The 14,265-nt window shown below is 71.0% G+C and carries 12 protein-coding genes; 3 read left to right on the top strand and 9 right to left on the bottom strand.

The genetic code is table 11. The annotated features are described in order from the left end of the window. Positions 1 to 289: 289 nt before the first annotated feature. From MKW14_RS34785 to MKW14_RS34765, 5 genes are all read right to left on the bottom strand, one after another. Positions 290 to 1,273: an alpha/beta hydrolase family protein gene (locus MKW14_RS34785; protein ID WP_240869898.1), complete on the bottom strand. Its 984-nt coding sequence runs from the start codon at positions 1,271 to 1,273 to the stop codon at positions 290 to 292. Then, on the bottom strand, positions 1,270 to 2,598 hold the full coding sequence (locus MKW14_RS34780) for a CHAT domain-containing protein (protein WP_240869896.1): 1,329 nt from the start codon (positions 2,596 to 2,598) through the stop codon (positions 1,270 to 1,272). Before MKW14_RS34780 ends, MKW14_RS34785 begins: the two co-directional genes overlap by 4 nt. Beyond that, positions 2,595 to 4,553 carry a VMAP-C domain-containing protein gene (locus tag MKW14_RS34775; protein WP_240869895.1) on the bottom strand — a complete coding sequence of 653 codons (1,959 nt, stop codon included), beginning with the start codon at positions 4,551 to 4,553 and terminating at the stop codon, positions 2,595 to 2,597. Before MKW14_RS34775 ends, MKW14_RS34780 begins: the two co-directional genes overlap by 4 nt. 161 nt (positions 4,554 to 4,714) lie before the next feature. Next, positions 4,715 to 5,383 carry a Type 1 glutamine amidotransferase-like domain-containing protein gene (locus tag MKW14_RS34770; RefSeq protein WP_240869903.1) on the bottom strand — a complete coding sequence of 223 codons (669 nt, stop codon included), beginning with the start codon at positions 5,381 to 5,383 and terminating at the stop codon, positions 4,715 to 4,717. Between the two features lie 123 nt (positions 5,384 to 5,506). After that, positions 5,507 to 6,340: a PIG-L family deacetylase gene (locus MKW14_RS34765; protein WP_240869894.1), complete on the bottom strand. Its 834-nt coding sequence runs from the start codon at positions 6,338 to 6,340 to the stop codon at positions 5,507 to 5,509. Positions 6,341 to 7,214: 874 nt separating this feature from the next. Between MKW14_RS34765 and MKW14_RS34760 the strand changes: the two genes are divergently transcribed. Continuing rightward, a complete protein-coding gene (locus MKW14_RS34760; protein WP_240869892.1) occupies positions 7,215 to 7,829 on the top strand; it encodes a DUF1326 domain-containing protein in 615 nt (204 codons plus the stop codon). After that, positions 7,826 to 8,584: a DUF2182 domain-containing protein gene (locus tag MKW14_RS34755; RefSeq protein ID WP_240869890.1), complete on the top strand. Its 759-nt coding sequence runs from the start codon at positions 7,826 to 7,828 to the stop codon at positions 8,582 to 8,584. The genes MKW14_RS34760 and MKW14_RS34755 overlap by 4 nt, the downstream gene beginning before the upstream one ends. Positions 8,585 to 8,752: 168 nt before the next feature. Here MKW14_RS34755 and MKW14_RS34750 read toward each other — a convergent pair whose 3' ends face one another. The 3 genes from MKW14_RS34750 to MKW14_RS34740 form a co-directional block, all read right to left on the bottom strand. Beyond that, on the bottom strand, positions 8,753 to 9,706 hold the full coding sequence (locus tag MKW14_RS34750) for an NADP-dependent oxidoreductase (RefSeq protein ID WP_240869885.1): 954 nt from the start codon (positions 9,704 to 9,706) through the stop codon (positions 8,753 to 8,755). Between the two features lie 28 nt (positions 9,707 to 9,734). Next, on the bottom strand, positions 9,735 to 10,514 hold the full coding sequence (locus tag MKW14_RS34745) for an oxidoreductase (protein ID WP_240869883.1): 780 nt from the start codon (positions 10,512 to 10,514) through the stop codon (positions 9,735 to 9,737). A 172-nt stretch (positions 10,515 to 10,686) separates the two neighbouring features. Continuing rightward, positions 10,687 to 11,079: an SsgA family sporulation/cell division regulator gene (locus tag MKW14_RS34740; protein WP_240869881.1), complete on the bottom strand. Its 393-nt coding sequence runs from the start codon at positions 11,077 to 11,079 to the stop codon at positions 10,687 to 10,689. 95 nt (positions 11,080 to 11,174) lie between these two features. On the opposite strand from MKW14_RS34740, the gene MKW14_RS34735 reads away from it, so the two are divergent. Beyond that, a complete protein-coding gene (locus MKW14_RS34735) occupies positions 11,175 to 11,546 on the top strand; it encodes a WhiB family transcriptional regulator (RefSeq protein ID WP_240869880.1) in 372 nt (123 codons plus the stop codon). Here the strand turns inward: MKW14_RS34735 and MKW14_RS34730 are convergent. Continuing rightward, entirely contained in the window at positions 11,516 to 14,197 is a 2,682-nt protein-coding gene (locus MKW14_RS34730; RefSeq protein ID WP_240869878.1) for an ATP-binding protein, read from the bottom strand. The two genes, MKW14_RS34735 and MKW14_RS34730, sit on opposite strands and share 31 nt — an antisense overlap. Positions 14,198 to 14,265 lie beyond the last annotated feature (68 nt).

Here is a 14,265-nt window from a genome sequence, read left to right as displayed (position 1 = left end):
CGATCTTCGTGCGGGGCCCGAACGAACCCGAGCCGTTGCCGTCGTAGCGCCAGAGGGTGTTGGAACGGTCCTGGGCCAACAGGTCGCCACGGCCGTCGCCAGACACCTCAGGGGTACCGGGCAGAGGGAGCGTGAAGCGGCGGCCCGTGTCAGCGACTGAAGTGGGGACCGGGTTCAACTGGCAGCGTCAGATGGTGTGTTGGGAGGAGGAGCGTGAGGAGTGGGAAGCGGAGTGTCGGGTAACGGCCCTGCCTCGCGCGATCGGTGTGGTGCGGTGCCAAGGGTGCTTTCAGCGCGAGTGGTTGGCCAGGGAGAGGAGGAGGTGCGCGGTCTCCGGACGCAGATGGTCGGAGTGCGCCCCTGCGAGTCCGCTTCCGTGCGTGAACACCTTGCTCGCGTCGACGCTGACGAAGCGGTGGTCGAGGTCGGCGACGGGATACGCGGTGCCGGTGTCGTGCATGAGGATGCCGGACACCGGCGCGGGTGCGGTCCCGATGCCCGCGTAGCCGATGCCGGCCCGTTTCTCTGCCCGCAGGTGCCAGAAGCCGTTGGCCCGGTCGTGCTGCGAGTAGGTGGCCACCACAGGACCGTGCAGGGGCGCCGTGCCCAGCGCGGTGAAGGTCGTGGCGAAGGCGTCGCGGGGCGCCGCCATCTGGAGCAGCAGCATCGAGTCGACCGTGAAGGGACGTCCGGGTGGCCGGGGCGTGCTCCAGCCGAGCGTCGGCGGCTCGTCAGCAGCCCACTGGACGGCCTCGCAGACGAAACGGCAGCCGAACGAGTGACCGATGACGTGCAGGTATGTGCCGTCGCGGGTGCCGAGGACCGCGGGTGCGGCCGGGCCGGGGCGGGTCAGGTCCAGGTAGCCGAGCAACTGGCCGATCACACGGGGGGCATGACCTCGTGTACTCATGGCGTGGGCTCGGTCACGGATGCGGCGGTACCCGCCCAGGGACGGCAGGGAGCGGGAGGGCCAGCGGATCAGGACGGTCCACGGCTGCCAGGGCCGCAGCGCCGGATACAGCTCAGGACGGTCCTCGTGCTGGCGTGCCGCGAGCTCCAGCAGGTGACGGACCGCGGTGAGTGAGGAGTCGGGGGAGGTCTGCCAGCCGTGGACGTACACCAGAAGGTCGGTGGCCCAGCCGGGAGCGGTCAGCTCCTGGGTGAAGTGGTCCAGCAGCCGGTCGCCGGGGACAGGACGCGGGCCTCGAGGCGTGGGTGCCAGCAGCCGGCCGTCGAGGTCGAGGTCGACGAGCTGCACGGTGGCCGGGCTCACGTGATCGGCCCGTGTGCTTCGGCCGGTTGGGCGGCTCGTTCCAGTCGTGCGTCCATGCCGCAGTGCAGGGCGTAGGCGAAGCCCAGAGGGTTGTGGAGTTCGTCGGCGAAGTACCGGGCGGCGCTGTGGGCCGCTTCGCCGGCCGTGTGCCGGCCGGCCAGGTAGCGGGTGAGGAACTCCAGCGCGTACTCGGCCGCGAAGATCTGCGGCATCTCGACCTGCGGGGCGAGAACGCCCCGTGCGCCCGCGCGGATGAGCGCTCCGCCGAAGAAGGCGGGATCACAGCCCTCCGCCGGTACGCCCGCGTGACAGGCGTTGATCATCACGAAGGGCTGGAAGGGATGATCGGTCCCCGCGTTGTGCCGGCATTCCCGCACGGTGTCCGCGTCGATGGGCACGCCGTCGGTCAACCTGAGGGCCAGTGCGGGCGGGTGGGCGCCGTTCGGCATGAAGTGGCCATGGCACCAGAAGTACATCAGGTGCTCGCACAGGGTGTGGTCGGCAAGGGCGAGCCGGAGTTCGGAACGCCTGCTGCGCTGAACGAAGTGGGTGTCCCGGGCGAGGAGCGCGGCCACGTCGGCTGCCCGGGTGCGGCCCTGGACGTCGACCTGCTCGTCGTGGTTGAGGCTCACGGTGGGCACGTCCGGCGCCTGCCGGCGGCTGCCGAGCCACGGGTAGGATCCGCCGGTCTGCTCGATCTGATGGCGGTGGCCGAGAAAGCGCTGATACACGGCCGCCGGTCCGCCGGCTGCGGCGAACTGCGGCAGATCCTCGGGCCGCAGGCACACCATCGGCCAGGGGATGTACAGCTCGGAGTCGAACCGGACTCGGCATCCCTCACGGGCGGACAGGGTTCCCGCCAGGTGTTTGCGGAAGACCTCGACTTGCGGGTCCGTCCCGCCCAGGAGCGTGGCGAACAGCAACTGCTGTCCTGCCAGGGCCAGTTCGTCGAGAACCTCGAGAAGCGCCCTGGGCGGCTGGGAACGCAGGTCCACCAGGGTCGCAAAGGGATACTCGGGATGGTCCGGTGACGGCGGGCGGCTGTCGTGCTCAGGTGACCTGAAGCCGACGAAGACGTCCTTCCACAGGCGGCACAGCCGCATGGCTGCCGCGCGTACGTCGGCCGGGCGCGCGGTGAGGTCGGCGCGATGCTCGGTGCCGAACAGGGACGCCACGGCCGGGCCGTGCATGCGCGCCCGGATCCGGTCGCCGGCCAGAACGTCGAGAGAGACGATGAGGTCGGGGCTCTGCGTGACCTCGTCGGGCAGCGTGGTGAAGCCCCGACTTGGGTCCTGCACCACCCGAACGGTGAGTTCTGTGCTCATCGCCCGCTCCCGCCCCGCTGCGGCACCGTGCTGTGGGTGGTCGAGTTCGACGGAAAGTCCCCTGCAAGGACATCGAACTCCGTCTCCACCTGCTGCAATACCGTTCCGGTGCGCTCCAGGCAAACGGTGAAGCGGACGACATGACGGCCAGGATGACGTGCCACGAAGGTGAACTCTCCCGCGTCCTCGTCCCGTTCCGAGGGGCGCAGCAGTGCCGTAGCCGGCTCCAGGGCCGCGGGAGTCAGGGGCGCCGCCGTGACGGCCAGCAACGGACGCCCCGCCGTTTCCATATCGGACCAGGGATGAGCGGGGCCCGGGACCACACGCAGCGACAGCCGGCTTCCGACGGACGTGACGGGAGGCTCGCCGAGCAGAGAGATGTGCACACGGCAGACCTCCGCGGCATCGGCCGCCCGCTCCTGCTGCGTCTCAGCCCCCGCAGCGTCCGTGGGGCGGCGTTGCTCCGACGTGGGTGCCGCCGGCACCGTCGGCTGCCATGCCTCCGACGCGCGGGAGGGAACGGGTTGGCGTTCCGGATCGTCGAACAAGATCGCCAAATGGCGGCCGACGTGCTGATCCCAGGCCTCCGGGCCGAGAACCAGCGCGTCCTTGCGCCATTTCCCGACCCGTTCGACCAGCCCGCTCAGGCTACGGCCCTGCACCAGATCGGCAACGGCGTCCTGGAACTGCGGATCCGAGCAGTCGCTGCGGTGCCAGATCATCGCGGGTATCCCCGCCCGCAGCCCGGCCAGCAGCTCGCGATGGCCCACGCCGGACGGATCGGACGGCGGCTCGCTGAGGACCAGGCACACCGCGTCGGCGTCCGTTTTGAGTTCGTGTTCCACATGGAAGAGATGCGAGGTGTCGCCCGGCCTGCTCCACACGGACCGGGCCTGCCTCGGGCGGTCCTGCAGCTGACGCCATTTGTTGTGCCAGGGGCGGTGCCAGCCGGCCCGCCGCAGGCGCTCCAGACTCCGCACGACCACCTGATAGTCGATGATCAGCGGGGTGGGGGACGAGGCGTCGGACTCCCTGGGCCACCACTCGACCGGCTCGTTGAGCAGTTCCGGGGGCAGGATGAACTCGAGCGTCACCAGCTGCCTCAGATCCGCCCACCTGCCCTCCGTAGCCTCGATCAGTTCCCCGACCACGGCGGGCAGTTCATCCCGCCTGCGCAGGACCGTCTCCCCGCGCACCGGGTGCCAGCCGGCGGAATCGGCCTGACGCCAGTGCGAGACGTAGTAGCGGTCCGCGTCATGCCGGTCGGGCTCGAACTGGATGACCAGATACGCCGACGTGAGAGAAGGTTCCGGCTGTGTGAACTCCTCTTGCCGCCACTGCGCCAGTAGGTGCTCAACACGCAACCGCGTCGCCTGATCACGGTTGAAGCGGTGCAACAGCTCGGCACTCTCCCGCGAGCCGGCTTTCATCAGCTCCTCGGCGCACAGGGCCAGGAACGCCAGACTGGGCGGCAGCTCAGCAGGTCGCGATTCCTCGCGGGCAAGCCGCAGAAAGACCTGCCACGGCGTCTGACACCACGCGGGCAGCTCCTGAACACGGGAACGGCTCGCCCGCCTCGCCATGGCGGACAAGGGCCAGGACCGCGCGGACGACAGCACGGGCCGCACGCGTCTGAGATCGGCACCGCGGAAGGAGCGGACGGCCTCCCACTCATCGACGAACGGCCACAAGGCCGCAACCGGCCCCGGCTGCTCCTCCACGTAGTCCAGCGATCGCGCCAGACACGAGAGCCCGTCCTCCGCGTCGCTGCAGGCCAGTGCGACGCGCAGCAGCCACGCACGCAGCGGCGCCTCGCCGTGCGGCTCGACGGGCATACCGAGCTCATCCTCGAGCAACCGGCACCAGACCTCCTGGGAGGCGGGTTCCCGCATGCTGGGGGAGTCCTGGAGCACGTCCACGATGCCGGCGACCAGCTCATTGCGTACGCGCTCCACACTGGGCTGTCGCACCCTGTCACCCCCAGACGCCACCGCCGTCCTCGATGGCGACAGCCAGCGTAATGGCGCAGGCCCGATAGCAGGGAGAGATGGTCAGATCTGCTCCGGGGGCGATGGCGACTGCGCTCCTTGGACAGGGCTGCCCGCCGCGCAGTGGGTTACGGATGGAACCGCCAACGGCCCTCGGAAACGACGTCCACCTTGCCTTCCCTGACGCGGACGGCTGTGTCGTCATCGATGAAATAGATCGGGAAGTCCGCCCGCGCGGCGATGCGATCGGCCCAGGCGTCGTCCCGCTCGGGGAAATCCGGGGAGTACAGGTGGGGCTTGAGATACCAGTCGAAGAGGCCGAACGGCGGCTGCACGGTGGTGGCGCCGAGCACGTGGAGGTCCGCGGTGTCCCCGATGACGTCGGCGGAGTGCGCGGTGAGGTGGCGGCTGAAGATCATTGATCCGGCGCTGACCCCCACGTAGACCCGACTCTCCAGTGCTTCAAGGAAACCGTCGGCCAGGTTGTTGCCGGTGATGCTGCGCGCGAGGTGGTAGTGGCTGCCGCCCTCGACGTAGATGACGTCGGCGTGCAGCAGCCGGTCGAGGACCATCTTGCGGGGGAGGCCATTCAGCTCCAGGACGTCGAACTCCCGCCAGCCGAGGCCGTGCAGCCGGTTCATGTCCTTGATGAACCACCCGTGGTCACCGGGCTCGGCGACCGATGCCGTCGGAACGTACACGACGTTCGCCGATCCGAACGGCCTTCCCAGCATGTCCCGCAGTGCGTCCAGCAGTGTTTCGTTGCGCAGGCCGCTGGCCGTCAACAAGAAATTCATCGGGCGAGCCAAGCACGGCTGGCGCACGTGCGCAACGAACCCACGACCTGCGTATACCGTCATGACACGGGGTGATCAGCTCGCCGTGGGTCGTCCCGCTCATCCGGCCGGCTGATGCGCGTCTCAGCGCAGTCCGGCGAAGAGATCGCTCTCGGGTACGGCCGCGCCGGTGGGGTCCTGGACACGTACGAAGGTCTCCAAGCCCATCAATTCGCCGAACTTCTCCTTGCCCATCCTCAGGAAGAAGATGTTCTCGCCCTGACTCGCATGCGCGGCCAGCGCGTCGAACTTCTGGCCACTGAACGCGGTGGTGTCGACCCAGGTGGTGATTTCATCGTCCGGCAGGCCGATCCCCGCCATGGCGGCGGCCTCTGCGGGATCCGGCTCCGGCATGTCCTCACCGAACTCGGACATGATCTCGCCGAACCGACGCATCGCCGAGCGGGGCATGGTGGTCCAGTACACCTTCGGTGTCAGGTCGACCATCTCAAGCGCCGCCATCGTGATGCGGTGGGCCTGAATGTGGTCGGGGTGACCATAGAAGCCGTTCTCGTCGTAGGTGACGACCACATCGGGCCGGTAGTGCCGCATGAGCTGGGCGAGCCGCGCCGCGCCCTCCTGCACGGGGGTCTGCCAGAAGGACCCGGGGGCGTCGTTGCTGGGCCAGCCCACCATCCCGGAGTCGGCATAGTCCAGCATCTCCAGATCGCTGATCTTCAGCACGTCACAGCTCGCCGCGAGTTCTCGACGCCGCATGGCGGCGACGGCCACCGGATCGTGCCCGGGATCGCCCGGCTTGACCCCTCCCGGTCCGTCACCGCAACCGCCGTCGGTACAGGTCACGAGAACCGTGCGGATGCCTTCCGCCGCGTATCGCGCGAGCACTCCGCCGGTTCCGGTGGCCTCGTCGTCGGGGTGGGCGTGCACGGCCATGAGCGTCAACGGCCGATCCGTCATGAAACGTCCTCCTGCAGACATACTTCGTGGTCCTGGGGCGCGGCGGGTGGTCCATGCTGTGCCGCCTTCTCAGTCGATGCAACTGTTGCGCCCGGACCGTCTGTTCCCGGCCCGCACGCTTGGCCTTCCCCGCGTCGGGATTTCAACGTGAACGGGTCACAAACGCGACCCGCATATTCCGGCGCTACGGTGGATGCAGCTTCCAGCGGGCGCCAGCAGCCGGAGGAGTTCGGGGCTGACGGCGGAGGTGCTGTGCTCTGGATTCCCCGGCAGGTCTCGATGACCGCGGCGACCCGGTCAAAGACGGCGGGTCGCTGCCGTAGGGGTCGGGGACATCGGCATCCTGCCCGTTCAGACAGAGACGCTGCCTGGGCAGCTTGGATGCGGCCGCCCGGTCCTGCAGGGCATTGTTCACCGCCCCGTCCATGGCGAGGATGCTGTCGGCCCGGGCGATCAGATCGGCGGTGATCTGCAGGCCGCGGTGCGCGCTCAGGTCGTAGCCGCAGGCGGTGGCCGCGGTCTCGAACTGGTCGCAGAGCGGGGAATGGTTGTTGTGGGCCGCTGTGCAGGGCCCCAGCAGCGCGCCACCTTCCGGCCCGAACAGGTAGGGCCCAGAGCAGCTGCAACAGCTCCGCGCACCGCGACCGCGACCACGGCTCGGAGTCCGAACGGACCATGGAGAGGACTGTCGATGGTGGCCCCAAGGCCGCGGGTGCCCGTGGGCCCCGGTATCAGGATGGTGAGCTGCGCTGGCGGCGGATCTGCGCCCTGGGGTGGTTGAAGACTAGCCTGGAGAAAAGCGGCACCGGGACGGACGGATTCTTCCGTTGCATCTTCTGACCGAGGGGGACGCCGAAAAGGGAGGCGAAGAGCCATGCCCTGGAATCTGAACGGCACGTATCTGGAAAGCTGCAACTGCGACGTGGTGTGCCCCTGTACCACCTCGGGCCTCACCGCACCGGCCGACCACGAGCGCTGCCAGGTGACCCTCGCGTTCCATGTGGACAGCGGGAACGTGGATGGCGTGGACGTCTCCGACCGCAGCGTCGCCGTCTTCATCGACGCGCCCCGGGTCATGGCCGAGGGCGGCTGGCAGGTGGCGCTGTACCTCGATGGTGGGGCCGACGACGGCCAGGCGGATGCGCTGGGCAGGGTCTTCTCCGGCCAGGCAGGCGGGCCGATGGCGGCGCTCACCCCGCTCATCGGCGAGGTCCTCGGCGTGGAGCGCGTTCCCATCGACTACCGCGACGACGGCCGCCACCACGCCGCCCGAGTGGGCGACGCCATCGACATCGAGATCGTGGACCAGGTAGCCCCGCAACTCGGCGAGGACGGTCCGGTCATGACCCTGACCGGCATGTTCCACCCGGCGAACAGCACGCTGACCATAGCCCGCTCCACCCGGGCGACGGGCGACGGCGTGTACGGCCGGTCCTGGGACTTCGCCGGCGGCAACGGACACGCGGCGCCCTTCACGTGGTCCACGTGACCGGTCGTCCGGTCACCGTCCGGCGCGGGGCGGGCCCCGCCGGGTTGCTGCTGGTCGTGGCAGGTGCCGCCTGGGTCTGGGTGGTGACGCGCTGGGGCGGCATGCAGACGATGCCGGGCACCATGGGCCTGGGCCCACCCGCCTTCCTGGCCGTGTGGACGCTCATGATGACTGCGATGATGCTGCCCGCCACCGCGCCCGTCGCCGCGCTGTACGCACGCACCATCGTCGTGCACCGGGTACCGCGCATGGTCGTTTTCACCGTCGGCTATCTGCTTGTCTGGGCCGCGGCCGGACTGCCGGCGTACGGGCTGGCCGTCGGTCTGGAACGGGCGGTGAGCCTCCCCGCCGCGGCAGGGACCGCATTGGCCGCGGCCGTGTTCGCGGTCAACGGCGTCTACCAGCTCACGCCCCTCAAGGACCGCTGCCTGGCGAGGTGCCGCTCACCGATCGGGCTCATGCTGCGTTACACCTCCTACCCGGGGCCCTCGCGCGATCTGCGCGCGGGAGCCCACCACGGGGCCTTCTGCCTCGGCTGCTGCTGGTCGCTCATGGTGCTGCTGGCGGCGTTCGGCGTGATGAACCTGTGGGCCATGGTGGCCTTGACCGCCGTGATCACCACCGAGAAGCTCGCACCGGCCGGCCGCGTGGTGGCCCGCGCGGTGGGGGTCGCCTCCATCGTCCTGGCCGTCGCCGTCTTCTGGGTTCCAGCGCTGGCTCCGGGACTCACTGGCAGCGGTACGACGGGGATGTGAGGACGGAATAGCCGGTGACGGGCCCGGCGCGGAGCGAAACACGGGCACCGCACCCGCCGGGGGCGCTCCCCCTGGCAGGCCGGCAGGTGCCCGTACCGGCAACCGGTACGGGCTGTCCCCGAAGCGCGCCCAGGACGCTACCCCGAGCGCCGCCCGGCGTGTCGCACATCAAGAGACGCGGAGGACGATCTTGCCCCGGCGGTGCTCGCGTTCCAGCGCGGCGTACGCCCCGGCGGTGTCCTGCAAGGGGACGACTCGGTCCACGTACGGGGTCAGGCGGCCGGACTCCACGAGCTCGGACAGGGCGATGAGGCCGGCCCGGTCGGGTTCGACCACGAAGAAGACGCCGTGCGTATCGGGTGACGGGCTTGGGCCGGGCGGGGAGACGATGCTGACCAGAGTGCCGCCGCTGCGCAGGACGTGCCAGGAGCGGGCCTGGGTGTCGCCGCCCACCGCGTCGAAGACGACACCGACGTCCGCGACCGCGTCCTCGAAGGGCTGCGCCGTGTAGTCGATCACCCGTTCGGCGCCCAGTGCGCGGACGAACTCCGCATCCTGGCCGGCGGCCGTGGCGATGACTTTCCCGCCGAGGGCGACGGCGATCTGGACGGCCATGGAGCCGACCCCGCCGGCCGCGCCGTGCACGAGGACCGTGTCACCCGGCGTCAGGCCGGCGTGACGGACGAGCCCCTGCCAGGCGGTCAGCCCCGGCAGTGCCAGGGCTGCTGCCCCGTCGTGGTCCAGCGAGGGCGGTTTGGCCGCCAGGACGGCGGCGGGAACCGCGGTGAACTCGGCGGCCGCGCCGTCCTGGGTGAAGGGGATGAGTCCGAAGACCTCGTCGCCGGGGTGGAGGTCGTGCACCGCCGAGCCGGCCTCGACGACCTGCCCCGAGACCTCCTTGGCCGGGACGATCGGCAGCCGCAGGCTGCCCGTGCCGTCGAGACTGTTTGTCCAGGTCGCGTCCCAGGCCAGTTCGCCCGAGGTGATGGCGGCCGACCGGACGGCGACGAGGACCTCGTCGGCGGCGGGCGCCGGCCGGGGCGCGACCTCGTACTTCAGGCGTTCGGGGCCGCCGCGGCGGTGACCGCGCACGGCGCGCATGGTGGCGAGTTCGGTGTCCATGACCGTTTCCTTTCTGCGACGGGGCCCGCTACCAGGTGGGGACGAATCCGCCGTCGACGGTGAAGTCGCTGCCGACGATGTTGGAGGCCCGGTCACCGGCCAGGAACAGCACCACGTCCGCGATCTCCTGGGGCCGGGAGAACCGGCCCGTCACGGTCGCCCCCGCCGCCTGGGCCAGCACCTGCTCCGGCGTCAGTCCCGCCGCCGTGGACACCGTGTCCGCCACACCGCCTCCGCCGAGCCACAGCTCGGTCTCGACCGGTCCGGGGCTGACGCTGTTGACGCGTACCCCGCGTGCGCCGAACTCCTTCGACAGGGCTTTGGAGAAGTTCACCAGGGCGGCTTTCGCCGCGCTGTAGTCGACCACGGTGGGATCGGGCAGCACCGCGTTGACGGAGCCGATGTTCACGATCGCCCCCCGGCCGGCGTCGAGCATGCGGGGCAGGAGCGCGCGGGTCACGGCGACGGCCGCGAACAGGTTCAGTTCGATCGTCTGCTGCCATTGTGCGTCGGTGACGCTCAGGAAGCCGCCCGGGCGGGCGGGGGCGGAGCCCACGTTGTTGACCAGGATGTCGACGCGTTCGCCCACCGTGTCGGCAAGCATGCTCACGCCCTCCGCATGGGTGAGGTTCACCGGCACCCATACCAGGCCGTGCTTGTCGGCCAGTGCGTCCAACTCGGCGGACGAGGTGCGCGAGGCGGCGACCACCCGCGCTCCGGCCGCCGCGAGCGCCGTGGCCACCGCCAGTCCGATGCCCTTGCTCGCTCCGGTGACCACCGCCACCCGATCCTGCAGTTCCGCTCCCATGACCCCCACGTCCTCACATCCTCGTATCGCTACCACCAGGGGGCTTGCTCGCCTCTCGGGCGCACCCCTTCGGCATCCTTGTGCCGCGGAGGGGGTGCTCGCTTGCGTCATTCGACTGCGGTCGGGACGCCGTGCCGGCGTGCGGGGACCCGTCCCGGCGCCGGCGCCGCGGTCAGCGGTTTCGCCGGGAGAGCAGGCGCAGGAAGGAGGCGTCCCAGTCGATCAGCTGCCCGGCTGTTCCCGCCGGGACGACTGCGAAGGTGCTCGCGAGCCAGGTGCGAAGCGCGACGGACGGGATGTCGAGCAGGGCGACCCCGGTCGGTCTGAGGAGCAGGATGTGCATGCTCGACTCGTAGGAGCAGGGGCACGGCGGCAGGATCCGTATCTCGCCCTCTCCGCTCGTCCGCTCGAAGCCCTCCTTCAGCAGCTCCCGCGCGAGCACCCAGGTGGCCGCTCCGCCGCCTGCGTTGGTGAACTCGGCGCGCACTTCGAACGGTTGAGCGCGGTCGTAGCGGAAGCGGGCCCTCACCGGCAGGCATTCGTGGGGTGTGACGTGCAGCCACACGCCCAGGTCCAACCCGCGGCCCGGATGAGCGGCGGCTGCGAGCGCCGCTTGCCGACACGGCACGGGCCGACATCCACAGCGGAAGGGAGCACACCATGAAGACTCGTCACCGCCCGCTCCTGTCCTACTGGGACTGGCAGAGCCACGCGGTGTGCCGGACCACGGACGGCTCGGTCTTCTTCTCTCCCCAAGGAGAGCGCGGCAGCGCACGGCGTGCCCGCGAGGAGCGGGCGCGGGCGATCTGCGCACGCTGCCCGGTGCGCGACGCCTGCGCCCGTACCGCCCTGCGCAGCGGCGGGGAGTACGGGGTTTGGGGCGGGCTGAGTGAGCAGGAACGCCGCGAGCTGCGCTCGCCCCGCCGGCCGGCCCGCCCCGCGTCAGCCGGCGTACCGGTTGATCCGCCCGCGGCAGGGTCCGCCGTTCCGGCGCGGCCGTCTCAGCCCTCCGCCGCCCGCTTGCGCCGGTAAAGCGCCACGACGCTCACGGGCAGACTCAGCGCCTGAGCGATCTCGCCGTCGGCGCTTCCGCGGGCGAGAAGCTCACCGATGCGCTCCTCCCTGTCGTGGTGGTCGCCCTCTGGGTCGGTCCGCACCGGCCAGGCCGGGCGGGTGCCGGTGGCCTCCAGCTCCAGGCGGGCCTCGTCGGCCCAGGCGGTCGCGCCGATCCGGTCGAACGTGGCCTGCGCCGCGTGCAGCAGGGTCCGGGACGGGGTGATGCGGTGGCGGCGGCGCAGCCACCTTCCGTACGCCAGCTGGGTCTTTGCACGCACCAGCGGCCAGGAGGACAGGTCCGCGCCGAGTGCCGCCAGGTACAGCTCCTCGGCGTCCTCCTCGCGGGCGGCGAGCACCGCCCGCGCGTACGACAGGTGCAGGCGCAGGATGGGAGACCGTGCGGTACGCGCCACCACCTCCAGTCCGTCGAGGACCTGCCGGGCATCCGCCCGGTGTCCGGCCCGCTCGGCCGCGTCGGCGAGGAACATCAGATGGGTGAACCGCTCGCGCTGGTGGAAGCTGGCGTCGGCCGGATCGAAGGCACGCCGCAGCGTCCGGTAGGCGTCCCGGTTGCGGCCCGCGGACAACCAGGCGACTCCCCGGGCCAACTGCACGCAGGACAGCAGGTCGTTGAGCCGGCGAGGAGCGGCGTCCAGTTCGGCCTCGGTGGCCAGGTGCAGCGCCTGTTCAGCATTGCCCCGCAGGGCCTGCAGGATCGCGTCGCACACCAGCGTCCCGGTCCGCCAGGTCGCCTGCTCGGTCTCGGCGGCAAGCCACAGCCCCTCCCGTGCGCAGTCTGCCGCCCGTCGTAGATTCCCCAGGTCCAGATGGACCATGACCTGCATGCTGAGCACCTGGGACAGCAGCCCGAGGCGGCCCTGCTTGCGCAGCCGGGCCTCGGCTTCGCCCAGCAGGCGGGCGGAGGCCGCCTCGTCCCCGACCGCATGGGCGGCCATGCCCCACAAGCGCAGCGCATCCGCGTCCGCGGCCTCGTTCACCGCGTGCCGGTCGGCCCCGGCCAGCAGGTCGAGCACCGGGCCGGCACGCAGCACCGGTTCGGCCACGGCCATCGCCGCGGCGTGCCGCGGGTCTGGGCGGGCGCCGGGCAGCGCCTCGAGAACGCCGACCACGCGGGCACGCGGCTGCGGGCCGGTCTCCGCCCACCAGCAGCGCAGGGCCGCCCCCAGCAGGAGGTTCAGGGCCAGGTCGACGTCGCCTGCGGCCGCCGAGCGTGCCGCGCTGTCGCACAGGCCCAGCACGCGTCCCGCATCGCCCGGTACGCCGTCGTGGAAGATCTCCCGCAGCCACTCCGTACGGGCCTGGTCGAGTTCGCTCAGCTCGGTCCTGGCCGCCTCGCGCAGGAGATGGTCGACGAGGTCGGCCCGGCCGAGCCCGAAGGCGTGTTCGGCCGCAGCCAGCAGGCGGTGCCCTCGCCGCGCCGATGGGGTGGTCAGCTGGGCCGACCGTTCCAGGTCGTTGATCGCGGTCATCACCGCACCTCTGCTCAGGGCGATGCCGGCGTTGGTCTCCAGCGCGTCGGCGATCCGGTCGTCGGGGCCGACGATCGACTGTGCGCGGTGCCAGGTGCGGCGATACGGCTCGTCGGGCAGCACGTCCGCCAGGGCCGCGTTGGCGGCCTGCAGCCGCTGCAGGCTCTCCGCCTGCACGACCGCCGAGCGCATCAGCGGATGCCTGAACCGCACGTCGCGCTCGCCCACGATGAGCAGCCCGGCGACCGCGGCCGGCTCGAGATCGGCGCGTGTCACACTCTCACCGCGCAGGACGTGCGCGGCGCTGAGGATCTCACTGAGGTCGTCGGCCGAGTCGACGGCCGCCACCAGCAGCGTGTCCCGGGTGGGCGGGGGCAGTGCACGGACCCGCCCGGCGAAGGCGCGCTCCAGCAGGCCGGGAAGGTTCGGTGGCCACCTCTCCCCGGGCGCGGGGGACAGGCGCAGCGCGGCAGGCAGTTCGATCAGGGCGAGTGGGTTGCCGCATGCCTCGCGCAGGATCCGGTTCCGCTCCGCCGCGCGCAGGCCGCTGCCGTGGGCCGACAGGATGTGTGCCGCCGCCGCCTCGTCCACACCGTCGATCAGCAGCTCGGGGAAGCCTGCGCCGACAAGGGGGCCGGGGTGGCCGGTGCGCAGAGCGGCGATCAGTACGACCGGTCCGCTCAGGCGCCTGCCGACGAAGGCCAGGACCTCGTGGGTGTGGGGGTCGAGCCACTGCGCATCGTCGGCCAGCACGACGACCGGCCCGCCGGCCGCCAGGGCGGCCAGCAGGTGGGTGACCGCCAGCGCGACGGCGAACCGGTCCGGCTGTGGGCCCTCGGCCAGGCCGAACGCCGACATCAAAGCTGCGCGTTCCGTGCCCGTCAGCCGGTCGGCCATGCCGAGCACCGGCCGGAGCATCTGGTGAAGTCCCGCGAACGGGTACGTCGCTTCGGCCTCCACTCCGGTCAGCCGCAGTACCCGCAACCCGTGAGCCCGGGCCGCGCACTGCGCGGTGCGCAGCAGAGCCGACTTGCCGATCCCGGGGTCGCCCGGCATCACCAGCACCGCGCCATCCGCTGGTGTACGGCTGATCAAGTCGCCCAGCACGCCGATCTCTCGCTGCCTTCCGACCAGCACGCCGCAATCCTCCGGCTTCCTCGTCATCAGATCTCGTTCCCAGCGAGGCTCGTGACGCGGGACCGGCT

It is taken from the genome of Streptomyces gilvus (assembly GCF_022513565.1).
Taxonomy (GTDB): domain Bacteria; phylum Actinomycetota; class Actinomycetes; order Streptomycetales; family Streptomycetaceae; genus Streptomyces; species Streptomyces gilvus.
The sequence above is the reverse complement of the archived record's forward strand: the minus strand, read 5'-3'. Positions and strand labels throughout refer to the sequence as shown.